A 21,532-nucleotide genomic window follows, 5' to 3' on the forward strand; every position below is an offset into this window, starting at 1 on the left:
CGGGTTCAGGTGCGGTGCGGGCGCAGCGCGGCGCGCAGCCGCGGGTCGGCGAGGGCGGCGGGGCCGTTCATGGCGACGGCGGTGAGCAGTTCGCGCTCCTCGTCGTCGGCGAGGCCGCGCTGGCGGGCCGGGCGCACCTCGCGCAGCACCTCCTGACCGATCGGGGAGGCCCAGCGGGTGTAGGGGTAGACGTCCACCCGGGCCATCAGCAGCGTGCCCGCGGTGAGCACCAGCGGCAGCGAGAACCAGGCGAGGGGGGCGAGCGCGTCACCACCGGTGAAGCCGCTGAGCGCCAGCGCGGCCGCCAGCAGGACCAGCGTCAGCAGCAGTGCGTGCCGCACCTGCCGGACCACCAGGACGGTGCTGCGCTGGATCAGGGCCGGAGTCGCCAGGCCGGCCAGCGAGAGCCGGGCGCCCATCTCCAGCACCGTCGGGTGCCCGGCCATCGCCCGGCGCAGCTCGTCGGTGCGGCACTGGCCCTCGGGGCCGACGGTGGCGACGATCGCGCGCTCCAGGCGGCTGCGGCCCCGGGGGTCGACCACCGTCGTCCACCCCGTGTGCGCCAGGTGCAGCCGCCCCCGGCCGGCCATCAGGACGAGGGCGAGCTCGACCACCCGGTCCGGTCCGCCGGCCAGGTAGGCCGTCTCGTACAGCCCGATCCCGACGGCCTCGGGCGGGCGCAGCCCGTCCTGCTCGGCCAGGGCGTCGGCGGTCGCGGTCGTCCGCACCAGCCGGAGGCAGGACAGCACCGCCGCGACGCACGCCGGTATCAGGAACAGCAACCACATGGGCTTGTTGTATGCCTGGTCCGACGGCCCGGGGAACGGCTTCCCGGTGCGCGATACCGAACTGTGACGTCAGGACCCGCAGCCGCCGCCACCGCCGCAGCTGCTGGACGAGGAGCCGCAGCTGGACGAGGACGACCCGCAGCTGCTGGACGAGGAGCCGCAGCTCGACGAGGAGGACCCGCAGCTGCTGGACGAGGACCCGCAGCTCGACGACGACGAACCGCAGCTGCTGCTCCCGCCGCAGCCGGACGAACCGGACGAACCGGAGTCGGAGGAGGAGCCGCACCAGGTGGTGGTGGAGGCGCAGGAGGAACCCGACGAGGAGGAGGACGAGGAGGACGAGGACGCGAAGGCGCCCGCGGACGCCTGCCGCATCGCCTCCTCCTCGGCCGAGGCCTCCAGCATCGCCGCCTCCAGCTCCTGGTCGTCCAGCCCGGCCGCGGCCAGCCCGCCGAGCGCGAGCGCGCCCAGCAGCGCGCCGCCCGCCAGCGCGGGGGACAGCCCCGCGCTGGGCCGCCACGGGGTGCTGCCGTGCATCAGCGCCAGCTGGCGCCGACCGGCCGGGGTGATCCGGCCCCGGTGCGGCCGGGTGACGGCCAGCGCCACCAGGCCCACCAGCAGCAGGAACCCGGGGACCCAGAACGAGACGCGGTCGTAGCCGGGCTCGCCGTCGTCGAGGACCACGGCGAGGACCGTGAAGGCCAGCACGTCCAGCACCGCGAGCCGGAGCAGCAGGTGCGCGGTCCGGGCCCGCCGCAGCCGGTCCGGGCGGCGCATCAGCCCGCGGTCGGAGAGCCGGTCGCCGATCTCCTGCACGGCGGCCGAGCGCATCACCTCCCGGCGCAGCGCGGCGATCTCCCGGCTGCCGGTCGGGCCGACGGCGTCCATCACGGCCTGGTCGACCGCGTCGTACGGCCGGCGGTCGACCAGGGTGACCAGGCCGGCGCGGCTGATCACCACCCGCTCGGCCATGTGCATCCGGACCAGTGCGGTGTCGAAGACCCGGCCCGGACCGCCGGCCAGGAACGCGGCGTCCAGCAGCGGCAGGCCGCGCCCGGGCAGGCCCATGGCCCGCGGCACGTGACCGACCCGCTGGCGGGTCTGCGAGGCGTACAGGACGGCCGCCGCCAGCAGGGCGGCGGGGATCAGGAAGTAGGTGTCGTGCCACATGGGCGTTCCCCCGGAGTGTGCGGTGTCGTGCTGTGGAGAAGGACTGTCAGCGCCGCAGGGCCCGGCGCAGGCGGGCGAGCGGGCCGGACGGCCGCTCGTCGGCCGGGCGGAGCCACTGCTCCAGCGCCCGGCGGTGCTCGGCGGCCGGCGGGCCGCCGTCGGTGAGCACCCACTCGGCGAAGGCCCGGGCGTCGGCCCGGTAGCCGCCGGTCTGCGGGTGGGTGCGGGCGTACGCGAGGAACAGCGGCCCGTACCGGTCGCCGAGCAGGCGGGGCAGTTCGGGCGCCACCTTGGCGGCGGTGTCGCGCCGCTTGGTGGCCAGCCCGGTGGACTGGGCGCGGACCTGCGCCGGGTCGAAGCCGGCCGGGACGGGCCCGCCGGCCACCAGGGCGGCCAGCAGCTCCTCCTGCCGGCGGCGGAGGTTCGCGCGCTCGCCCGGGAGCGGCGTTTCGGTGCGGGTGTCCGTGCGCCCGCTCCGCCGCGGTGCCCCGGTCCGGGTGGCGGCCGGGTGGGCCGTCCGCGGGGTGCTCCCCTCCAGCACCCCGCGGATGGCGTCCAGTTCGCCGGCCAGCTCACTGGGCGGCGGGAAGCCGGCGTCCCGTTCGAGCAGGACGCCGGGAGGCGTGATCCGGGCGCAGAGTTCGGCCAGGACGTCCAGGACCGGCTGGGTGACCGGGTGGGCGTGGGTGTCGTGCCAGACGCCGTCGACCATCCGGCCGCCGGCGACGTGCACGTAGGCGATCGCCTCCAGCGGGAGCCGGTCGAGTTCGGCGGCCGGGTCGATGCCGAGGTTGACCCGGTTGGTGTGCAGGTTGGCGACGTCGATCAGCAGCCGGACGCCGGTGCGTTCGACGAGTTCGGCGAGGAACTGCCCCTCGGTCAGTTCGTCCCCGGGCCAGGCCAGCTGGGCGGCGATGTTCTCGAGGGCGAGCGGCACCGGGAGCTGGTCCTGGGCGATCCGGACGTTCTCGGCGATCACCCGCAGGGACTCCCGGGTGCGCGGGACGGGCAGCAGGTGGCCGGCCTCCAGGCCGCCGGCCCGGACGAAGGCCAGGTGTTCGGTGACCAGTGGGGAGCCGAGCGCGAGGGCCGCCCCGGCGAGCCGGGCGAGCCGGTCCGGGTCGGGTCGGTCGGCGCCGCCGAGGCCGAGGGCGACGCCGTGCGGGACGACGGTGACGCCGCGGGCGCGCAGTGCGGTGAGGGACTCGGGGAGGTGGTCGGCGCAGATGTTCTCGGCGACCACCTCGACCCAGTCGAGGCCCGGTTGGCGTTCGACGACGGTGTCGATCTCGCTGCGCCAGCCGAGGCCCACGCCGAGGGTGACGTCCGGGCGGGTGCCCGGGCGGCTCGGGGCGGCGGTGCCGGCGGCTGCCCGTGCGGGCAGGTCAAGTGCAGGGGAGGTCATCGGTTCGCCCCCTTCGGAGGGCTGGGTGGGAACGGCCGTCGGACGGTGCGGGCGTCGTCGCCAGGACCGCGCGGCCGTGATGCTGAGGATGTCCCCGGGCGGGGTGGCTGCCAAGCCTCGACCGGTCTTCTCAGAGCATTATTTGAGCTTGGGTTCTGACGCGGTAGGACTGTAACCCCCGGATCCTGACGTCCTCGCAGGTGGGGGGCGGTCCCGGGGGTGGGCGGGGGCGCGCGACGGCGCACCGCGGACGGCCCGCGAACCCCCGGCCCGGTGGATCCGGCGCCCGCGGGGAGGAGTTCGGATCTTCCGGCGGGTCGAATTGCGGTGGTGTGGGTATTTCCGGCCGCGGGCGGGGATTTACCTGACGGGACACAGTTCGTGGCCGAGTCTTCCCCCGGGGGATCATATGGAGATCCTGCTCCAGGTTCTGATCGCATCGGTCCCGGCCGTGATCGGGTTCCTCGCGGCCCGCTCCCTCGCCCGGACGAGGCTGTTCCTGCGGTACGGATTCCTGCGGGCGCTGCTCGCCCCGTACGGCCGGGTGCAGATCGTCACGCCCAGCCTGGAGGTCGCGGAGTTCGCCTACGCCTCGGACGGCTGCCGGCTGACCAGCCGGGAGCCCAAGAACGTGCTGTTCATGCCGATGGCGGAGGCCCGGGCGATAGCGCAGCTGATCGACCTGCTGCGGAAGGTCAACCGGAAGGCGACGATCGAACTGGTCGTGGCCGGTGCGCAGGATCCGCGGATGCCGACCTTCTCGATCGGCGGACCGGGCGTCAACTCCTACTCCGGCGGCGTACTGGAATCGGTGTTCCCGGACTTCCGCGTCGAGTACCCGGACGCGGCCCGCGCCCGGTGGGGCGGGATGACCTTCGAGGCGCTGTACAACGCGGCCGGGGAACTGATCCGGGACCACGGGTTCATCTTCGTCACCCGGACGTCCCGGCAGGCGCCGTGCATCGTGCTCTGCGGGGTGTTCGCCTTCGGTTCCGCGATGGCGGTGGAGGCGCTGGCGGGGGCGGGCCGCAAGTCCGCGCTGGCCGCGCTGTTCCGCTCGGGGGAGAAAGGATTCGTCGCGGTGGAGGGGCGGGTCATCGGTCTGGACACCGTGGACGTCACGGTCGAGGTGTGTCGCGTCCTGCCCCCGCTCTGAGCCGGGATCCGCCCTGAGTGTCCACGAATCGTCCGGACAGTGAGACGATTGGTCTCGACCACGAGGGTCGAATCCGGACAGCTCGGGAGAGTCTGGGGCATCAACTCCTGCAGTGCGTGCAGGTTTTGCCGCGTTGTCGAGTCGGCATGGGCATAATCGCGCACATGACGATCAACCGTGCGAACGTGAGCGCGATTGCCGAGGACCTGTACGTGTGGCTCCCCCCGAAGCGGGGCTGGGGCCTGGCCAACTGCGGGCTGCTGGCCTCGGAGAAGACCGCGCTCTGGATCGACACACCCTACGACCCCGCCCTGGCCGGCGAGTTCCTCGCGGCCAGCCGCCGTCTGCTGCCGGCCGGGGTCGGGATCGACCGGGTGGTCGTCACCCACGCCAACGGCGACCACCTGTGGGGCGCCGGAGTCGTGCCGGACGCCGAGGTGATCGCCACCCGCGAGGCGCTGGAGCACATCCACTGGGAGCCCACCCCCCGGCAGCAGCACGCGCTGGTCACCGGCAGCGACCCGGACTCCGCGCTCGGCGGCTACCTGAAGGAGCACTTCGGGCGGTTCGACTGGTCCGACACCGATCCCGTCCGCCCGGACACCGTCTTCACCGGTGAGCTGGAGCTGCGGGTGGGGGACTACCCGGTGCAGATCTCCAGCCTCCCCGCCGCCCACACCGGCGGCGACCTGATGGTCCACCTCCCGCACCAGCGCGCCGTGTTCACCGGCGACGTGATCTTCAGCTCGACCCCGGAACAGCCCGGTGACCACCCCTCGCACTGGGCCGGGCCGCTGGAGAACGTCATCGGCGCCTGCGAGCAGGCGCTGGCCACCGGCGCCGAGATCTTCGTGCCCGGCCACGGCCCGGTGCTCGACCGCGACGGCGTCCGCGAGCACATCGGCTACCTCGCCCACGTCCGGGAGCGGGCGCACGCCCTGCACGCCGCCGGAGTACCCGCGCTGGACGCCGCCCGGCGGGTGATAGCCGAGCGGCGCCACCCGGAACTCGGCCTGCCCGAGCGGCTGGTGCTCACCGTCGCCGCCGAGTACCGGCACCTGGACGGCACCGAGGTGCCCGACGTCCTGGAGGCCATGGGCCAGGTCGCCCAGGTGGCCCGGGAGCTCGCCGAGGACGCCGCCCGCATCCCGCGCCCGCGGACCGGCCGGGACTGACGGCCCGCCGGGGCGGCCGCCGGCGGTGCCGCCGCCCGCCCCGCGCCCCGGCCCGGCGCCCGCCCGCCCGCCCGCACCCGCCCCACCGAGGACTCCCGAGGACTTCGATGACGCAGATCGTGCTGACAGCCCTGGCACTGCTCGCCGCCCTGGCGGCGGCCGTCCTCGCCCGCGCCCGGGCCGGAGCCGTCACCCGGGCGGCGGCCGCCGAGGCCGCCCGCGCGCACGCCGAGGAGCGCGTGCGCGTCGCCGACGCCCGCCTGGTCGAGGCCGAACGGCGGGTGCGGGAGGCCCAGGAGGGTGCCCGGGAGGCCAGGGGCGAGGCCCGCGAGGCCGATACCCGCGGCCGGGCCGCCGAGGAGCGCGCCCGGGTGGCCGACGGCCTGGTGCGCGAGGCCGAGGACACCGTCCGCGCGGCCCGGGACGCGGCCCGCGCCGCGCAGGACGACGCCCGGGCCGCCGAGGAGCGCACCGCCGTCGCCGCGGCCGGGGCCGAGGCGGCCGAACGCGGGCTGGCCGAGGCCGAGCGGCGCACCGCGGCGCTGCTCGCCGAGATCGGCCACCTCGCCCAGGAGCGGGTGGCGGCCACGGCCGTGCGGCTCAGCCACGCCAACGCCCCGCTGGTCGGCCCGCTGGACCCGCAGGCCGTCGGCCCGGAGGCGGTCCGGGCGCTGCAGTCCGTGCTGGACGCCGCCACCGCCGCCCTCACCGACGAGCGCGAGCGGGTCGACGCCGCCGCCCGCGCCGCGATGCGCGGCGCCACCTCCCGGATCCAGACCCTGCTCTACCAGATCCAGAGCCTGGTCCAGCAGCTCCAGCACGACAACGACGACCCGCGGCTGCTCGAGGTCGACTTCCGCAACGAGGTCGCGCTGCGCCGGATCCAGACCGTCGCGGTGCTCTGCGAGGCCTGGCCGGGGCTGGCCCGCACCGACTCGCCGCTCGCCGAGGTGGTCGTCGGCGCGCTCTCCCGGGTGCCCGGCTACGCCCGGATCAAGGTCGCCAACCACCTCCGCGAACAGCGCCTCGCCGTGGTCGCCCGGGCCGCCGAGCCGCTGGCCATCACGGTCGCCGAACTCCTCGCCAACGCCTCGGCCTACTCGCACCCGGAGACCGACATCCCGGTCACCGTCCAGCAGGGCGGCCGCGGCGCCCTGGTGATCATCGACGACAGCGGCATCGGCATGGACGAGGACCAGCTGCGCCGCGCCCGGCGGCTGCTGGCCGGCCCGCCCGACGTCCTGCTCACCGAACTCGGCAACCCGCCCAAGACCGGCTTCGCGGTGATCGGCAAGCTGGCCCGCCAGTACGGGTTCTCCTGTCACATCGAGCCCTCGCCGTACGGCGGCATGCGGACCATCCTGCGCATCCCGGCCGCGCTGGTGACGGTCGTCGACGACGAGCAGCCGCTGTCGGTGCTCACCCCGCTGCCGCTGCGGGCCGGTGCCGGCCCGGCTCCGGCACCCGCCGTCCACGCCGTCCCGCCGATGCGGGACGCCGACGAGGGCGGGGCGCCGGTGCTCGCCGACCGGCACCACCAGCCGGGCCCGCACGCCGCGCCGGCCATCCACGTGGTGCCGCGGACGGCGGCCGACCCGGTCGACGACGGCACCGGCCTGCCCAGCCGGCGCCGCCGCAGCCCGCTCGCCGCCGACGGCCCGGGAGCCCCCGCGGCCGCCCCGCAGGCCGGGGCCGCGGTGACCGCCACCGTGCGGTCCGCGGCGGCCGCGGCGCCCGCCCGCACGCCCGAGCGGGCCGCCGCCCACTGGGAGGCGCTGCAGCAGGGCACCGACTCCGGCCGCGCCGCCGTGGCGCGGGCCGCCGGCCGGACCGGCGCGACCGACCCGGCCGACCCCACCGACCCGACCGGCCCGCCCCGCACCACCGACCCGTCCAGCACGGCCGGCGACAGCGGTGTCCACACCACCGCCCGTCCGCCCGCCCCGACCCCTGAAGGAGCCGAGCAGTGAGCAGCTCGCCCAGCCAGACCGCCACCGACGAGATCTCGTGGGTGCTGACCCCGCTGCTGGAACTGCCGGGAGTGCTGCACGCGGTCATCGCCACCGGCGACGGCCTCGTCGAGGGCGCCTCGGACGGGCTCGACCGGGCCTCCGCCGAGCGGGTCGCCGCGATGACCGCCACCGTGCACGCCGCCGCCCGCGCGTTCACCGGTGCGTTCACCGGCGCCGAGCGCCCCCGGCTGGACCAGACCGTCGTGGAGTCCGACCTCGGCTACGCCATCGTCGTCCCGGCCGGGGAGAACACCTCGCTCGCCGTCTTCACCTCCCCGGAGGCCCAACTCGGCAACGTGGCCTACCAGATGCAGGTGCAGGTCGCAGCGCTGGGCCGCGCGCTCGCGAGCCCGACCCGGCAGCAGGACGCCACCGACCGGTCATGACCGCCGTACCCCGCAGGCGGATGGTGCCCGCCTACCTGGCCACCGGCGGCCGCAGCCGCCCCGGCACCGCCGGCTTCGAGCGGCTCACCGTGCTCTTCGCGGACCGCGCCGAACCGCCGGGCGACCTGGAACCCGAACACCGGCGGCTCTGGGAACTGCTGCGCCCCGGCGCGCTGACCGTGGTGGAGGCCGCCGCGCACCTGCGCCTGCCGGTCAGCGCCACCGTCTTCCTCGCGGCCGACCTGGTCGAGGCGGGCAGCCTGCGCGCCCGCGCACCGATCCCGCCCGCCCAGCAGACCGACCGCTCCATCGTCGAGAGGCTCCTCGTTGGACTCCGTGCGCTCCGGTAGCCCGGCCGACCGGCCGAGCCGGGTGGGCTACCTGCCCGACCGGGACCAGACGCTGATGAAACTGGTGGTGGCCGGCCCGTTCGGGGTCGGCAAGACGACGCTCATCCGCACCCTCTCCGAGATCGCCACCCTGCACACCGAGGAGGCGATGACCGAGACCGGGCGGCCGGTGGACGACCTGGCCGGCCTGCCGGAGAAGGCCACCACCACGGTCGCCGTCGACTTCGGCCGGCTGACCCTGCCCGGCAACGTCGTGCTCTACATGTTCGGCACCCCGGGCCAGCGCCGCTTCTTCCCGCTCTGGCACGACATCGCCCGCGGCGCCCTCGGCGCCCTGGTGCTCGCCGACACCCGCCGGCTGGCCGACTCCTTCGAGATCATGGACATGGTCGAGGAGCAGGGACTGCCGTACGCCGTCGCCGTCAACTGCTTCCCGGACGCGCCGGTCCACCCGGTGGAGGTGCTGCGCACCCACCTGGACCTGCACCCGACCACCCCGCTGCTGCTCTGCGACGCCCGCGAGCGCGGCGCCAGCCTCGACGCGCTGATCGCCCTGGCCGAGCACGTCCTCGACGGGCTGCCCGCCACGGCCGACCCCGCCGGCCCGTCCGCCGACCCCGCCACGGCCGACCCCGCCGGCCCGTCCGCCGACCCCGCCGGCCCGTCCGCCGACCCCGCCACGGCCGACCCCTCCGCCGCGTCCGCCGTCTCCGCCGCCGAGGAGCGCCCGTGAGCACCGACCCCCGCCCGACCCCGATCTACGGCCCGGTCTTCGCCGCCGACCCGCAGCTGGTCTACGACCGGCTGCGGCGCCACGGCGCGGTGGCCCCGGTCGAGCTGGCACCCGGCGTCGAGGCCCTGCTGGTCACCGACTACCAGGCCGCCCTGGACCTGCTGCGCGACACCGACACCTTCTCCAAGGACTCCCGGGAGTGGCAGCGCACCGTCGCGCCGGACAACCCGCTGCTGCCCGTGCTCGGCTACCGCCCGACCGCCCTGTTCAGCGACGGCGAGGTCCACGAGCGCTACCGTGCGGTGATCACCGACGGCCTGGCGCTGCTCGAACCCCACCGGCTGCAGCGCCGCGTCGCCGAGGTGGCCCACCAGCTGATCGACCGCTTCGAGGGGGCGGGCACCGCCGACCTCATCGCCGAGTACGCCCGCCAGCTGCCGGCCTTCGTCCTCACCACCTGGTTCGGCGTGCCCGACGAGCACCGCACCCGCCTGGTGGCCGGGATCGCCGGGATGATCGAGTCCACCGAGAAGGCCGTCGCCGCGTACGGGGACCTCGTCGCGGTGGTCACCGCGATGGTCGCCGAGCGCCGCGAACGGCCCCGGCACGACCTCACCTCCTGGTTCGTCACCCACCCGGCCGGGCTGGAGGACGACGAGGTGATCCGGCAGATCACCCTCACCATGATCGCCGGGCACGAGCCGACCACCAACCTGATCGGCAACGCCCTGCTGCGCCTGCTCACCGACGCCCGCTACGCCGGCTCGCTCATCGGCGGCGCGATGACCGCCTACCAGGCGATCGACGAGGTGCTCTGGCACGAGCCGCCGCTGGCCAACCTCTCCGCCCACTACCCGCGCTACGACATCACCTTCCACGGGCGGGAGGTCCCGGCCGGCTCGCTGATGCTGGTCTCCTACGCGGCCGCCAACTCGCAGGCCGCGCCGCCCACCGACGGCACCGAGCTGCGCAGCGGCGAGAGCGCCCACCTGGCGTGGGCGGCCGGCCCGCACGCCTGCCCGGCCCGCGACCCGGCGCTGCTGATCGCGATCACCGCGATCGAGCAGCTCACCAGCCGGCTCAGCGACCTCGAACTGACCGCGCCGGCCGACGGGCTGCTGTGGCGGCCCGGGCCCTTCCACCGGGCGCTGGTCCACCTCCCGGTCCGCTTCGCCCCGGTGGTGGGCTGAGCCGGGCGCGGCCGGGCGCCGCCGGTCCACGCCGGATGCACGAGGGCCCGGGCACCCTTCGGTACGGGTGCCCGGGCCCTCGTGCGCGTCCGGTGCGCCGCCCGTCAGTCCTCGGCGGGCTTCAGGGTCAGCGAGATGCTGTTGATGCAGTACCGCTGGTCGGTCGGGGTGCCGTAGCCCTCGCCCTCGAAGACGTGGCCCAGGTGCCCGCCGCAGCGGGCGCAGCGCACCTCGACCCGGCGCATGCCGAGCGTGGTGTCCTCGATGTACTCGACCCGGTCCTCGGCCAGCGGCGCGTAGTAGGACGGCCAGCCGCAGTGGCTGTCGAACTTGGTCGTGGAGCTGAACAGCTCCGCGCCGCAGGCCCGGCAGCCGTAGACGCCGACCGTCTTGGTGTCGGTGTACTCACCGGTGAACGGGCGCTCGGTGCCCGCCTCGCGGAGCACGTGGTACTCCTGCGGGCTGAGCTGCTCCCGCCACTCGGCCTCGGTCTTCTCGATCTCGTAGCTCATCACGGCTCCCGGTCGGGGTACGTCAGACGTTGGTGGCAACGTTCGCGAGCTGCTCCAGAATTTCGGGCCCCAGGTTGGTGACGTCGCCGGCACCCATGGTGAGCAGCAGGTCGCCCGGGCGGGCCAGGCCGGCCAGCAGGGCGGGAGCCGCGGCGAAGGAGTGCTCGGGGGTGACGTCGGCGCCGGCCCGGCGGGCCGCGTCGACGATCAGCTCGCTGGTCACGCCCGGGATCGGGTCCTCGCGGGCCGGGTAGATGTCCAGCACCACGGAGGCGTCGGCCAGCGCCAGCGCCCGGCCCATCTCCTCGGCGAGCTGCTGGGTGCGGCTGAACAGGTGCGGCTGGAAGACCACCAGCACCCGGCCCGCGCCGTCCAGGCCCTCCCGGATCGCCTCCAGGTCGGCGGTCATCTCGGTCGGGTGGTGGGCGTAGGAGTCGATCACCTGGACGCCGGCGGCCTCGCCCTTGAGCTGGAGGCGGCGGCGCACGCCGGTGTAGGCGCCGAGCGCCTTGGCCAGGTCGGCGGCCGGGACGCCCAGCGCGACGCCGGCGGCCAGCGCGGCGACCGCGTTGTGCGCGTAGTGCCGACCGGGCACCGAGACGGTGAAGACCAGCTCGGCGCCGTCCAGCTCCACGGTGACCTCGCTGGTCATGCCGTGGGCGACCACCGAGCGCACCCGCACGTCGGCGTCCTCGGCGGAGCCGACGGTCACCACGTTCAGGCCCTCGCGGCCGGCCACCCGGGCGGTCAGCTCGCGGGCGCCGTCGTGGTCGGCCGAGACGACCAGGGTGCCGCCGGGGGTGATCCGGCCGACGAAGGTCTCGAAGGACTCGTGGATCTCGTCGATCGAGGCGTAGTTGGCGTGGTGGTCCAGCTCCACGTTCAGCACGATCGCCACCTCGGGCGCGTACTTGTGGAAGCTGCGGTCGCTCTCGTCGGCCTCGGCGACGAAGATCTCGCCGGTGCCGTGGTGGGCGTTGGAGCCGGGCGCGTCGAGGTCCCCGCCGATCGCGTAGGACGGGTCCAGGCCCAGCTCGCCGAGGGCGACGGCGAGCATGCTGGTGGTGGTGGTCTTGCCGTGGGTGCCGGCCACGGCCAGCGCCCGGCGCCCGCCCATCAGCGCGGCCAGCGCGTCGGAGCGGTGCACCACCGGGATGCCGCGCTCGCGGGCCGCGGCCAGCTCCGGGTTGTCGGCGCGGATCGCGCTGGAGACCACCACGCTGCTGGTGCCGTCCGGCACGTGCTCCGCGGCGTGGCCGACGTGCACCGTCGCGCCGAGGGCGCGCAGCGCGAGGACGGTCTCGGACTCCTTGGAGTCGCTGCCGGAGACGCTGGCGCCGCGCACCGCGAGGATCTTCGCCAGGCCGGACATCCCGGCGCCGCCGATGCCGATGAAGTGCGGGGCGTGCAGGTCGTGCGCGGCGTCGTTCAAGGCGGGGCTCCGTAGGACGATGGGCCCCTCCTGCCCGGCGGCGGGCGAGGAGGGCGGGACAGGGCGGGCGGACGCATGGGAGTCGTCCTCGCGGGCGGACCGCAAGGACGATTCTGCACCACCGGCCGCCGGAGCTAGGAGTCGCTGGCGAACAGCCGCAGCACCGGGACCCCCACCTTGTGCCGGGCCTGGGAGGCCCAGTCGCGGTGGAAGAACTCCTCCACGAAGTGCGGGGAGGTGAGCACCACCACCTCGTCCGCGCGGTGCTCCTCGACCGCCGCGCGCAGCCGGTCCAGGGGTTTCTCCTCGACCAGTTCGCCGATCGCCTCGGCCCCGGCCGCGCGCAGGTGGCGCAGGCTGTGTTCGAGCGATTCGGTGGCGACGGTCGGGCCGGTCTCGGACTCGTCGTGTTCGTGCACCACCTTGTCGAGGTGGCCGAGGGCGACGTCGTCCAGCGCCCGCAGCAGTTCGTCCTGCTTGCCGCGCGGCTGCATCAGGACGACGAAGGAGACCTTCTCCTCGCTGTGGAGCGTGGTGACCAGCTCCACGTCGGCGTCGGAGAGAGCCTTTTCGATCATCAGTACCGTCTTGAACACGTGAGTCCCTTCCAGTGGCCGGCCCGGGGCCCCGGCATCGCATAACGGCATCACGACCGGTGGGTCACGGGATCGTCCGGACCCGGGCGACGCAGGTAGCGGGTGAAGAGGAATCCTTTCTGCTCGATCAATGAGACCAGCCGCATCCGCCGCACGTCAGGCATTTCCGCATCGTGGATGATGCGCGGCGCGTCCCCGCCGGTGAGCAGCGGGGCCACCGACAGGCACAGCTCGTCCAGCAGGTCGGCCGCCGCCAGCTGCCCCAGCAGCCGCGGGCCGCCCTCGGTCAGCAGGCGCGTCCAGCCCCGCTCCGCCAGCGCCGCCACGGCCGCCCGCGGGTCCACCGAGCCCTCCCCGGCGACCACCAGGTCGGCCACCTCCGCGACCGCCCGGCGGCGCTCGGCGGGGGAGTCCGCGGTGGTGACCACCACCGTCCTGACCAGCGGCCCGGTGAACAGCGGGGAGGCGAGGTCCAGGGCCAGCGAACGGCTCACCACCGCGATCGCCGGAACCGGCGCCTGCCCGGCCGCCGCCCGCGCGGCCGCGAAGCCGGCCCCGACCCTGGCCGGCCCGTAGCCCTCCGCCCGGACGGTCTCGGCGCCCACCAGCACCACGTCCGCCAGCGCCCGCAGCACCCCGAAGATCCGCTTGTCGGCGTCCCCGGACAGGCCCTCGGAGAGGCCCGCCAGCTTCGCCCCGCCGTCCAGGCCGGCCACCATGTTGGCGCGCAGCCACGGGCGCCCGTGATTCACCTGGTCGGGGTACGCGTAGACGGCGGAGAGCGCCTCGGTCGAGGCCGGATCGACGGCCGGTCCGTCCAGCGGGGTGATCAACTGATGCATGCCCCCAGTGTTCCACCGTGGGCCGTTCGGAGGCGGTCGGGACCAGGCGTACCCTCTACTAACGTGCCCGCAGCTCCCCGCCCCGCCACCGCGACCGAGTCCATAGCCCCCGCGAGTGCGGCAGGCTCCCCGATCGCGCTCGCCGACCGCCGCCCCGTCGTGCCCGCCGAGCGGCTCGTCGCCGAGATGGTGCCTCCGCCCCGGTTCTCCGACGTGAGCTTCGGGACGTACATCCCGGACCGGACCCAGCCCAGCCAGTACGAGGCCGTCCAGGTCCTGGAGCAGTTCGCCGCCACCCTCGGCCGGGGAAACGGTTCCGCACCCAAGCGCAGCTGGTTCCGCCGCTCCGCCCCCGCGCCCACCGGCCCGGCCGGCGTCTACCTCGACGGCGGCTACGGCGTCGGCAAGACCCACCTGCTCGCCTCGCTCTGGCACGGCGCCCCCGGCCCCAAGGCCTTCGGCACCTTCGTCGAGCTGACCAACCTGGTCGGCGCGCTCGGCTTCCAGCAGGCCGTCCAGACCCTCTCCGGGCACACCCTGCTGTGCATCGACGAGTTCGAGCTCGACGACCCGGGCGACACCGTCCTGGTCTCCACCCTGCTCGGCCGCCTGGTCGACAACGGCGTCAAGCTCTGCGCCACCTCGAACACCCTGCCGGAGAAGCTCGGCGAGGGCCGCTTCGCCGCCGCCGACTTCCTGCGCGAGATCCAGGGCCTGTCCGCGCACTTCCGCCCGATGCGCATCGACGGCCAGGACTACCGCCACCGCGGCCTCCCGGACGCCCCGCCGCCGTACCCGGACGAGACCGTCGACGCCGTCGCCGCCCGCACCCCGGGCGCCTCCCTGGACGACTTCGACACCCTCCTCGGCCACCTCTCCGCCGTCCACCCCAGCCGCTACGGCGCGCTCCTGGACGACGTCACCGCCGTCTGCCTGCGCGGCGTCCGCCAGGTCGACGACCAGTCCACCGCCCTGCGCCTGGTCGTCCTCGCCGACCGCATGTACGACCGCGAACTCCCCATCACCGCCTCCGGCCTCCCCTTCGACCGGGTCTTCCCCGAGGACATGCTCCGCGGCGGCTACCGCAAGAAGTACCTCCGCGCCGTCTCCCGCCTCGTCGCCCTCGCCCGCGACAGCGCCAAGGGCCGACCGTAACCCCCGCCCGGGCCGCTCGTTACCCCTTCGCCGAGGTGAGGGGGACGGATGGCCGGTGGCGGGGCCCGGGCGGCGTACGCGATCGAGATCGAGCCCGAGGTCCGGGAGTGGCTCCGGACCTGCTCGCTCGCCGAGTACCGGGCGGCGGAACGCGCAGCCGACCGGCTGGCCGAGGACGGTGAGCTGCTGCCGTTCCCGCTCGCCAGCCACCTGGGCGGGCCGCTCCGGGAGCTGCGGATCGGGCCGATGCGCATCACGTACTGGCTCGCACCCGGCCGGAGGGCTGTGCTGCTGACGGTCTTCCGCAAGACTAGGGACCGCGAGACCGACGAGGTCGAGCGCGCCCGCCGCGCCCAGAAGGCGTGCGAGGCGGAGCACCCGCCCGCCGGCGACCACCGGGTCTACGACAGGGACGAGGAGGAGCGATGAGCAGCGGCTACCACACCCGTTGGGTCGTGCCGCCGGAGCACCGCGAGAGCGAGGAGTACCGGGCGGCCGGGCGGCGGATGGCGCTCGCCGAGGCCGTGTACGCCCGCCGCTCCGCCCTGGGGTGGACGCCGGCCGAGCTGGCCGAGCGGGCCGGACTGGACGAGGAGACGGTCGAGGGCATCGAGGAGAGCGGCGTCGACCCGACCCTGCCGCTGATCGAGCGGCTCGCCGCGGCGTTCGACTCGGCGGTCCGCATCGATCCTGCCCGGGACCCCGCCATCAGGTTCGAGGCGCACGCGGCCTGAGCCGACCGGCCCCCGACTGTCGGTGGGGGGTCGTACGGTGGACCCGTGCGACCCATCACGAGTATTGAGCGGTCAGTGGCGCCCTTCGAGGTCGTCAGTCCCTTCCAGCCCAACGGGGACCAGCCGGCGGCGATCGCCGAGCTGGAGCGGCGGATCAAGGGCGGGGAGAAGGACGTCGTCCTGCTCGGCGCCACCGGTACCGGGAAGTCGGCCACCACGGCCTGGATGATCGAGCGGCTGCAGCGGCCCACCCTGGTGATGGCGCCGAACAAGACGCTGGCCGCGCAGCTGGCGAACGAGTTCCGCGAGCTGCTGCCGAACAACGCCGTCGAGTACTTCGTCTCGTACTACGACTACTACCAGCCCGAGGCGTACGTCCCCCAGACGGACACCTACATCGAGAAGGACTCCTCGATCAACGAGGAGGTCGAGCGGCTGCGGCACTCGGCCACCAACTCGCTGCTGACCAGGCGGGACGTGGTGGTGGTCGCGTCGGTGTCCTGCATCTACGGCCTCGGCACCCCGCAGGAGTACGTGGACCGGATGGTCCCGCTGAAGGTCGGCCAGGAGATCGACCGGGACGTCCTGCTGCGCCGCTTCGTCGACATCCAGTACGCCCGCAACGACGTGGCCTTCTCCCGCGGCACCTTCCGGGTCCGCGGCGACACCATCGAGATCTTCCCGGTCTACGAGGAGCTGGCCGTCCGGATCGAGATGTTCGGCGACGAGATCGAGGCGCTGTACACCCTGCACCCGCTCACCGGCGAGATCATCAGCCAGGACGAGTCGGTCTACGTCTTCCCCGCCTCGCACTACGTGGCCGGCCCGGAGCGCATGGAGCGGGCGATCACCGGCATCGAGCAGGAGCTGGAGGGGACGCTCGCCAGGCTGGAGAAGCAGGGCAAGCTGCTGGAGGCCCAGCGGCTGCGGATGCGCACCACCTACGACATCGAGATGCTGCGCCAGATCGGCACCTGCTCGGGCGTCGAGAACTACTCGATGCACTTCGACGGCCGCGAGCCGGGCTCCCCGCCGAACACCCTGCTCGACTACTTCCCGGAGGACTTCCTCCTGGTCATCGACGAGTCGCACGTCACCGTGCCGCAGATCGGCGCGATGTACGAGGGCGACGCCTCGCGCAAGCGCACGCTGGTGGAGCACGGCTTCCGGCTGCCGTCCGCGATGGACAACCGCCCGCTGAAGTGGGAGGAGTTCCTGGGGCGGATCGGCCAGACGGTGTACCTGTCGGCGACGCCGGGCCCGTACGAGCTGTCCCGCGGCGACGGCCAGGTCGAGCAGATCATCCGCCCGACCGGCCTGATCGACCCCGAGGTGATCGTCAAGCCGACCGAGGGCCAGATCGACGACCTGGTGCACGAGGTCCGCAAGCGGGTGGAGCGCGACGAGCGCGTCCTGGTCACCACGCTGACCAAGAAGATGGCCGAGGACCTCACGGACTACATGCTCGGCCTGGACATCCGGGTCCGGTACCTGCACAGCGACGTGGACACCCTGCGCCGGGTGGAGCTGCTGCGCGAGCTGCGGGCGGGCCGGTACGACGTGCTGGTCGGCATCAACCTGCTGCGCGAGGGCCTGGACCTGCCCGAGGTGTCGCTGGTGGCGATCCTGGACGCGGACAAGGAGGGCTTCCTGCGCTCCGGCACCTCGCTGATCCAGACGATCGGGCGCGCGGCCCGCAACGTCTCCGGCCAGGTGCACATGTACGCGGACCGGATCACCCCGTCGATGGAGAAGGCGATCGACGAGACGAACCGCCGCCGGGCGGTGCAGCAGGCCTACAACAAGGAGCACGGGATCGACCCGCAGCCGCTGCGGAAGAAGATCGGCGACATCCTGGACACCCTCGCCCGCGAGGACGTGGACACCGACGAGCTGCTCTCGACCGGCTACCGCGGCGCGGCGGGCAAGGGCAAGGCGCCGGTGCCGGCCCTGGGCGCGGAGCGCAGGAAGGGCGAGAGCCTGCCGGCGGCCGAGCTGGCGGAGCTGATCCAGTCGATGACGGACCGCATGCACGCGGCCGCGGCCGACCTCCAGTTCGAGGTGGCGGCCCGGCTCAGGGACGAGGTCAAGGAGCTGAAGAAGGAGCTGCGCCAGATGCGGGAGGCGGGCGTGGCGTAGCCGCACCACCGGGGCGCGCCTTTCCCCGTTCCCGCGGCGGTCAGTCGCCCCGCGGTGTCTCAGACTCGCCACAAAGCGGGGGACGCGGGGGAGGCGGGGGTGCCGCAGGCCCTAGGCTGGCCTGCGGCATCGCCCTCGGGACGGGGGCGCGGCAACAAGAGGGGGCCTCAGCCGGGGGACGGCACGGGGTGTTCCACCGTGGTGCCGCGCGGGGACCGACCGCGCGGCCGGGCAGAGAGGACGACGCCGTGTCCGTGAACCTTGCCAAGGGCCAGCGGGTCAGTCTGCAGAAGGGCCAGGGCGGCACGCTGACCGTGGTCCGGATGGGGCTCGGCTGGCAGGCGGCGCCCAAGCGGGGCCTGTTCGGCAGCCGGACGAGGACCATCGACCTGGACGCCTCGGCGCTGCTGTACGCCGAGCACACGCCGTCCGACGTGGTGTTCTTCCAGCACCTGGAGAGCACGGACGGCTCGGTCCGGCACACCGGGGACAACCTGGAGGGCGGCTCGGGTGCGGAGGACGACGAGGCGATCCTGGTGGACCTGATGCACGTGCCGCCGCACATCACCCAGGTGGTGTTCACGGTGAGCTCCTACACCGGGCAGACCTTCGCGGAGGTGCGCCAGGCGCACTGCCGGCTGGTGGACGAGACCACCGGTGAGGAACTGGCCCGGTACGAGCTGGCCGGCGGGGGGCCGCACACCGGCCAGGTGATGGCGAAGGTGTTCCGGGACGGCGCGGGCGGCTGGGAGATGCAGGCGATCGGGGCGCCGGCGAAGGGCCGGACCTTCCAGGACCTGCTGCCGGCGATCGAGCCCTACCTCTGACGGCTCCGCCCTGACGGTTCTTTACCTTCTTTACCTTCCCTTGGCCGCCCTGTTACTCTCGATGGCAGCGGAGGGGAGTATTCCTCGACAGCCGACCCCGTCATCACGGGTGCCCGTCTTGGCACCCCGGGGCGGCGGCCCGACGGGCGGAAGAGACCTCCGGCAGTGACGATGACTGTCTCGCCTACCTGCCGGAGGAGCAGTAGTGGACGTTTCCATGACCATGTGGGCCACCACGATCGGTGTGCTGATCGCACTGATCGTGGCGGACTTCTTCATCGGGGGTCGCAAGCCGCACGAGGTCTCCCTCAAGGAGGCCGGCACCTGGACGGTCGTCTGGGTCGTGCTGGCGCTGATCTTCGGTGGTTTCCTCTGGTGGCACTCCGGCGGCCAGCCGGCCGGTGAGTTCTTCGCCGGGTACATCACCGAGAAGTCGCTCAGTGTCGACAACCTCTTCGTCTTCATCCTGATCATGGGCAAGTTCGCGGTGCCGCGGATCTACCAGCAGCGCGTGCTGATGTTCGGCGTGATCATCGCGCTGGTGCTGCGGGCGGTGTTCATCGCCGGCGGCGCGGCGCTGGTGACCCAGTTCTCCTGGGTGTTCTTCATCTTCGGCGGCTTCCTGATCTGGACGGCGTGGAAGCTGATCAAGGAGGCCCGGGCCGACGAGGAGGACGAGGAGTTCGAGGAGAACCGCCTGCTCAAGTCGATCGAGCGGCGCTTCCCGTCCACCGACACGTACCACGGCACCAAGCTCTTCATCCGGGAGAACGGCCGCCGGCTGATGACCCCGATGCTGATCGTCATGCTGGCGATCGGCACGACGGACGTGCTGTTCGCGCTGGACTCCATCCCGGCGATCTTCGGCCTCACCCAGGACCCGTACATCGTCTTCACCGCCAACGCCTTCGCCCTGATGGGTCTGCGCCAGCTGTACTTCCTGATCGGCGGCCTGCTGAAGAAGCTGGTCCACCTGTCGTACGGCCTGTCGGTGATCCTCGGCTTCATCGGCGTGAAGCTGGTCCTGCACGCCGCCCACGAGGCCGGCGCGAACGTCCCGGAGATCGGCATCCCGTTCTCGCTCGGCTTCATCGTGGTCGTCCTGGCCGTCACCACGGTGACCAGCCTGCGCGCCTCGAAGAAGGCCGAGCGCGCCGAGCGGGCGGAGGCCGAGAAGCTCGACGCCTGACCGCGCCCCGCACGCCCGGAGCCCCCGCGACCGCACCGGTCGCGGGGGCTCCGGCCGTCCGCGGCTCACCAGCCGCGCTCGCGCCACTCCGCGAGGTGGGGGCGCTCGGCGCCGAGGGTGGTGTCGTTGCCGTGGCCGGGGTACACCCAGGCCTCGTCGGGGAGGGCGTCGAAGATCTTCTCGTTGACGTCGCGGAAGAGGGTCCGGAAGGCCTCCGGGTCGCCCCAGGTGTTGCCCACGCCGCCGGGGAAGAGGCAGTCGCCGGTGAACACGTGCGGGTGGCCCTGCGGGTCGTCGTAGACCAGCACGATCGCGCCCGGGGTGTGCCCGACCAGGTGCCGGACGGTCAGCCCGACCTGGCCGACGCGCAGCACGTCGCCGTCGGCGAGCAGCAGCTCGGTGGGCACGTCGACGCCCTCGGCGTCGTGCTCCCCGGCCGCGGTGCGGGCGCCGGTGGTGGCGACCACCTCGGCGAGCGCGCCCCAGTGGTCGTGGTGCCGGTGGGTGGTGACCACGGTGGCCAACTGGTCCCCGACGGTCTCCAGCAGCACCGGGGCGTCGGCGGCCGCGTCGATCAGCAGCTGCTCGTCGGTGGCCCGGCAGCGCAGCAGGTAGGCGTTGTTGTCGTACGGGCCGACGGCCACCTTGGTGATGATCAGGTGGGCCAGCTCGCGCACGTCCGGCGGTCCGCCGACCTTGACCGCTCCGTGGTACGTCATCCGTCCGCTCCTCGTCCGGGGCCAGCTACAGGGTTCAGGGTCATCCTCGCGCCGTCAGCCCATGGGGGGAAGCTGGGGGAGGGGCGCGTCGGGCGCGTGCCGCAGGCCGTCGCCGTCGGAGCGGCCGGAGAGCCAGGCGGTCAGGGCCCGGACGGGGCCCCCGACGGTGGGCGCGGGCCCTCCGGTGCCGATCGTGGCCCGCTCCCCGGTGCCGTCGACGACCAGGGCGACGGCGGGCAGGTCGGCGCCGGCCAGCCTGCTCGCGAGCCTGCGGAACTCGACCGCCGCGAACTCCTCCGGCCAGTGCGCGGGGGTGCGGCCGGCGTCGAGGTCGACCAGGTGGTACTCGACCTCGGCGAGGCGCTTCCAGACGAGGTCGCAGGCCGGGAAGACGGCGCCGGAGCGGTGGCGCACCTCGGTCGCCCAGTCCTCGGCGGTCATCTGCCCGGCGGCCTCGGCGAAGCGCAGGTGGGAGTCCCGCAGGTCGGCGAGCTGGACGTCCAGCGGGCGGCCGGCGCCCTCCTCGATGCCCTGGTCGCGGGCCTGCTCGCTGGAGTACTGCGGGATGTCGGTGCGGGTGCGGGCGCCGGTCAGCAGGTTGACCAGGGAGTCGGCGTTGCGGGCGAGGTGGGCCAGCACGTGGCCGCGGCTCCAGCCGGGCAGCGCCGAGGGCTCGGCGAGGGCCCCGGGCGCCAGGGCGGCGGCGGTGTCCAGCAGGTGCTCGGTGCTCTCCTCGACCAGGGCCAGGTGCCGGGCGGCGGTGGCGGCGGCGGACTGCGGGTCGGTCATCGGATCGGCCTTCCGTGGGCGACGGCGCGTTGCCCACGGGGGGCCTCGCTCGTTGACCAGCCGACGCTACCGCCGAACGCGCGCCCTGAGCAGGGGTGTTTTCGGTCCGTGTGCGGACGGCGCGGCGGACGCTCTCACTCGTTCGGGTGGACTCCGCTGGACAAAGTCGATATTCGAACGTCTGAGCTATAGGCTGGCTGCCGCATCCTGGAAGAAGCACACCTCTCACACCG

General features: G+C 73.9%; 21 protein-coding genes and 1 pseudogene. 13 read left to right on the forward strand and 9 right to left on the reverse strand.

What is annotated here, in order from left to right:
• Positions 1-5 precede the first annotated feature (5 nt).
• The 3 genes from AB0N04_RS24235 to AB0N04_RS24245 all read right to left on the reverse strand — a co-directional run bounded on the left by AB0N04_RS24235 (position 6) and on the right by AB0N04_RS24245 (position 3,363).
• A complete protein-coding gene (locus AB0N04_RS24235; RefSeq protein ID WP_360215963.1) occupies positions 6-788 on the reverse strand; it encodes a TIGR04222 domain-containing membrane protein in 783 nt (260 codons plus the stop codon).
• A gap of 69 nt (positions 789-857) precedes the next feature.
• A complete protein-coding gene (locus AB0N04_RS24240; protein WP_360215966.1) occupies positions 858-1,958 on the reverse strand; it encodes a TIGR04222 domain-containing membrane protein in 1,101 nt (366 codons plus the stop codon).
• Positions 1,959-2,004: 46 nt separating this feature from the next.
• Positions 2,005-3,363, reverse strand: coding sequence for a DUF692 domain-containing protein (locus AB0N04_RS24245; protein ID WP_360215969.1), 1,359 nt, complete (start codon positions 3,361-3,363; stop codon positions 2,005-2,007).
• Between the two features lie 409 nt (positions 3,364-3,772).
• Here AB0N04_RS24245 and AB0N04_RS24250 point away from each other — a divergent pair, with 409 nt between their 5' ends.
• The 7 genes and pseudogenes from AB0N04_RS24250 (at position 3,773) to AB0N04_RS24280 (ending at position 10,365) form a co-directional block, all read left to right on the forward strand.
• The gene (locus AB0N04_RS24250; RefSeq protein WP_360215972.1) at positions 3,773-4,519 is read left to right on the forward strand and encodes a hypothetical protein; all 747 of its coding nucleotides are present in this window, start codon (positions 3,773-3,775) and stop codon (positions 4,517-4,519) included.
• A gap of 164 nt (positions 4,520-4,683) precedes the next feature.
• The gene (locus tag AB0N04_RS24255) at positions 4,684-5,694 is read left to right on the forward strand and encodes an MBL fold metallo-hydrolase (protein WP_360215975.1); all 1,011 of its coding nucleotides are present in this window, start codon (positions 4,684-4,686) and stop codon (positions 5,692-5,694) included.
• A 107-nt stretch (positions 5,695-5,801) separates the two neighbouring features.
• Entirely contained in the window at positions 5,802-7,664 is a 1,863-nt protein-coding gene (locus AB0N04_RS24260) for an ATP-binding protein (protein WP_360215978.1), read from the forward strand.
• A complete protein-coding gene (locus AB0N04_RS24265; protein ID WP_360215981.1) occupies positions 7,661-8,092 on the forward strand; it encodes a roadblock/LC7 domain-containing protein in 432 nt (143 codons plus the stop codon). The genes AB0N04_RS24260 and AB0N04_RS24265 overlap by 4 nt, the downstream gene beginning before the upstream one ends.
• A complete protein-coding gene (locus AB0N04_RS24270) occupies positions 8,089-8,442 on the forward strand; it encodes a DUF742 domain-containing protein (protein WP_360215984.1) in 354 nt (117 codons plus the stop codon). Before AB0N04_RS24265 ends, AB0N04_RS24270 begins: the two co-directional genes overlap by 4 nt.
• Positions 8,443-8,497: 55 nt before the next feature.
• A pseudogene (locus AB0N04_RS24275) lies at positions 8,498-9,025 on the forward strand (ATP/GTP-binding protein); the annotation flags it as partial.
• A gap of 146 nt (positions 9,026-9,171) precedes the next feature.
• Positions 9,172-10,365, forward strand: a complete 1,194-nt coding sequence (locus tag AB0N04_RS24280; RefSeq protein WP_360215987.1) for a cytochrome P450 — start codon at positions 9,172-9,174, stop codon at positions 10,363-10,365.
• A 104-nt stretch (positions 10,366-10,469) separates the two neighbouring features.
• On the opposite strand, the gene msrB is transcribed toward AB0N04_RS24280, so the two are convergent.
• The 4 genes from msrB to AB0N04_RS24300 form a co-directional block, all read right to left on the reverse strand.
• Entirely contained in the window at positions 10,470-10,877 is a 408-nt protein-coding gene (gene msrB / locus AB0N04_RS24285; protein ID WP_360215990.1) for a peptide-methionine (R)-S-oxide reductase MsrB, read from the reverse strand.
• Between the two features lie 22 nt (positions 10,878-10,899).
• Entirely contained in the window at positions 10,900-12,309 is a 1,410-nt protein-coding gene (murC, locus tag AB0N04_RS24290; RefSeq protein WP_360215993.1) for a UDP-N-acetylmuramate--L-alanine ligase, read from the reverse strand.
• Positions 12,310-12,443: 134 nt separating this feature from the next.
• A complete protein-coding gene (locus AB0N04_RS24295) occupies positions 12,444-12,905 on the reverse strand; it encodes an indole-3-glycerol phosphate synthase (RefSeq protein WP_360215996.1) in 462 nt (153 codons plus the stop codon).
• Positions 12,906-12,955: 50 nt separating this feature from the next.
• Positions 12,956-13,747: a pyrimidine reductase family protein gene (locus AB0N04_RS24300; RefSeq protein ID WP_360215999.1), complete on the reverse strand. Its 792-nt coding sequence runs from the start codon at positions 13,745-13,747 to the stop codon at positions 12,956-12,958.
• Between the two features lie 102 nt (positions 13,748-13,849).
• Between AB0N04_RS24300 and zapE the strand changes: the two genes are divergently transcribed.
• The 6 genes from zapE (at position 13,850) to AB0N04_RS24330 (ending at position 19,791) form a co-directional block, all read left to right on the forward strand.
• Positions 13,850-14,902, forward strand: coding sequence for a cell division protein ZapE (zapE, locus tag AB0N04_RS24305; RefSeq protein ID WP_360216065.1), 1,053 nt, complete (start codon positions 13,850-13,852; stop codon positions 14,900-14,902).
• A gap of 48 nt (positions 14,903-14,950) precedes the next feature.
• Positions 14,951-15,331, forward strand: coding sequence for a type II toxin-antitoxin system RelE/ParE family toxin (locus AB0N04_RS24310; protein ID WP_360216002.1), 381 nt, complete (start codon positions 14,951-14,953; stop codon positions 15,329-15,331).
• Entirely contained in the window at positions 15,328-15,636 is a 309-nt protein-coding gene (locus AB0N04_RS24315) for a helix-turn-helix transcriptional regulator (protein WP_360216005.1), read from the forward strand. The genes AB0N04_RS24310 and AB0N04_RS24315 overlap by 4 nt, the downstream gene beginning before the upstream one ends.
• Before the next feature lie 45 nt (positions 15,637-15,681).
• Complete coding sequence (gene uvrB / locus AB0N04_RS24320) at positions 15,682-17,775, forward strand: excinuclease ABC subunit UvrB (protein WP_360216008.1); 2,094 nt, start codon at positions 15,682-15,684, stop codon at positions 17,773-17,775.
• Between the two features lie 248 nt (positions 17,776-18,023).
• Positions 18,024-18,602 (forward strand): TerD family protein, encoded by a 579-nt coding sequence (locus tag AB0N04_RS24325; RefSeq protein ID WP_360216011.1) that lies wholly within the window; start codon positions 18,024-18,026, stop codon positions 18,600-18,602.
• Positions 18,603-18,807: 205 nt separating this feature from the next.
• Entirely contained in the window at positions 18,808-19,791 is a 984-nt protein-coding gene (locus AB0N04_RS24330) for a TerC family protein (RefSeq protein ID WP_360216014.1), read from the forward strand.
• A 65-nt stretch (positions 19,792-19,856) separates the two neighbouring features.
• Here AB0N04_RS24330 and AB0N04_RS24335 read toward each other — a convergent pair whose 3' ends face one another.
• Together AB0N04_RS24335 and AB0N04_RS24340 are read right to left on the reverse strand one after the other, a co-directional pair.
• Positions 19,857-20,510, reverse strand: a complete 654-nt coding sequence (locus tag AB0N04_RS24335; RefSeq protein WP_360216017.1) for an MBL fold metallo-hydrolase — start codon at positions 20,508-20,510, stop codon at positions 19,857-19,859.
• Between the two features lie 54 nt (positions 20,511-20,564).
• Positions 20,565-21,299 carry a maleylpyruvate isomerase family mycothiol-dependent enzyme gene (locus AB0N04_RS24340; protein WP_360216020.1) on the reverse strand — a complete coding sequence of 245 codons (735 nt, stop codon included), beginning with the start codon at positions 21,297-21,299 and terminating at the stop codon, positions 20,565-20,567.
• Positions 21,300-21,532 lie beyond the last annotated feature (233 nt).

Origin of the sequence: Kitasatospora sp. NPDC051702 (assembly GCF_040681575.1) — a bacterium.
Lineage (GTDB): Bacteria > Actinomycetota > Actinomycetes > Streptomycetales > Streptomycetaceae > Kitasatospora.

Excerpts from the sequence above, each read along its gene's own strand:
- AB0N04_RS24315 (WP_360216005.1), top strand. The coding sequence starts at position 15,328 with ATGAGCAGCGGCTACCACACCCGTTGGGTCGTGCCGCCGGAGCACCGC.
- AB0N04_RS24240 (WP_360215966.1), bottom strand. The coding sequence starts at position 1,958 with ATGTGGCACGACACCTACTTCCTGATCCCCGCCGCCCTGCTGGCGGCG.
- AB0N04_RS24245 (WP_360215969.1), bottom strand. The coding sequence starts at position 3,363 with ATGACCTCCCCTGCACTTGACCTGCCCGCACGGGCAGCCGCCGGCACC.
- AB0N04_RS24300 (WP_360215999.1), bottom strand. The coding sequence starts at position 13,747 with ATGCATCAGTTGATCACCCCGCTGGACGGACCGGCCGTCGATCCGGCC.
- AB0N04_RS24335 (WP_360216017.1), bottom strand. The coding sequence starts at position 20,510 with ATGACGTACCACGGAGCGGTCAAGGTCGGCGGACCGCCGGACGTGCGC.
- AB0N04_RS24310 (WP_360216002.1), top strand. The coding sequence starts at position 14,951 with ATGGCCGGTGGCGGGGCCCGGGCGGCGTACGCGATCGAGATCGAGCCC.
- AB0N04_RS24270 (WP_360215984.1), top strand. The coding sequence starts at position 8,089 with ATGACCGCCGTACCCCGCAGGCGGATGGTGCCCGCCTACCTGGCCACC.
- AB0N04_RS24260 (WP_360215978.1), top strand. The coding sequence starts at position 5,802 with ATGACGCAGATCGTGCTGACAGCCCTGGCACTGCTCGCCGCCCTGGCG.
- AB0N04_RS24235 (WP_360215963.1), bottom strand. The coding sequence starts at position 788 with ATGTGGTTGCTGTTCCTGATACCGGCGTGCGTCGCGGCGGTGCTGTCC.
- AB0N04_RS24250 (WP_360215972.1), top strand. The coding sequence starts at position 3,773 with ATGGAGATCCTGCTCCAGGTTCTGATCGCATCGGTCCCGGCCGTGATC.
- msrB (WP_360215990.1), bottom strand. The coding sequence starts at position 10,877 with ATGAGCTACGAGATCGAGAAGACCGAGGCCGAGTGGCGGGAGCAGCTC.
- AB0N04_RS24255 (WP_360215975.1), top strand. The coding sequence starts at position 4,684 with ATGACGATCAACCGTGCGAACGTGAGCGCGATTGCCGAGGACCTGTAC.
- AB0N04_RS24340 (WP_360216020.1), bottom strand. The coding sequence starts at position 21,299 with ATGACCGACCCGCAGTCCGCCGCCGCCACCGCCGCCCGGCACCTGGCC.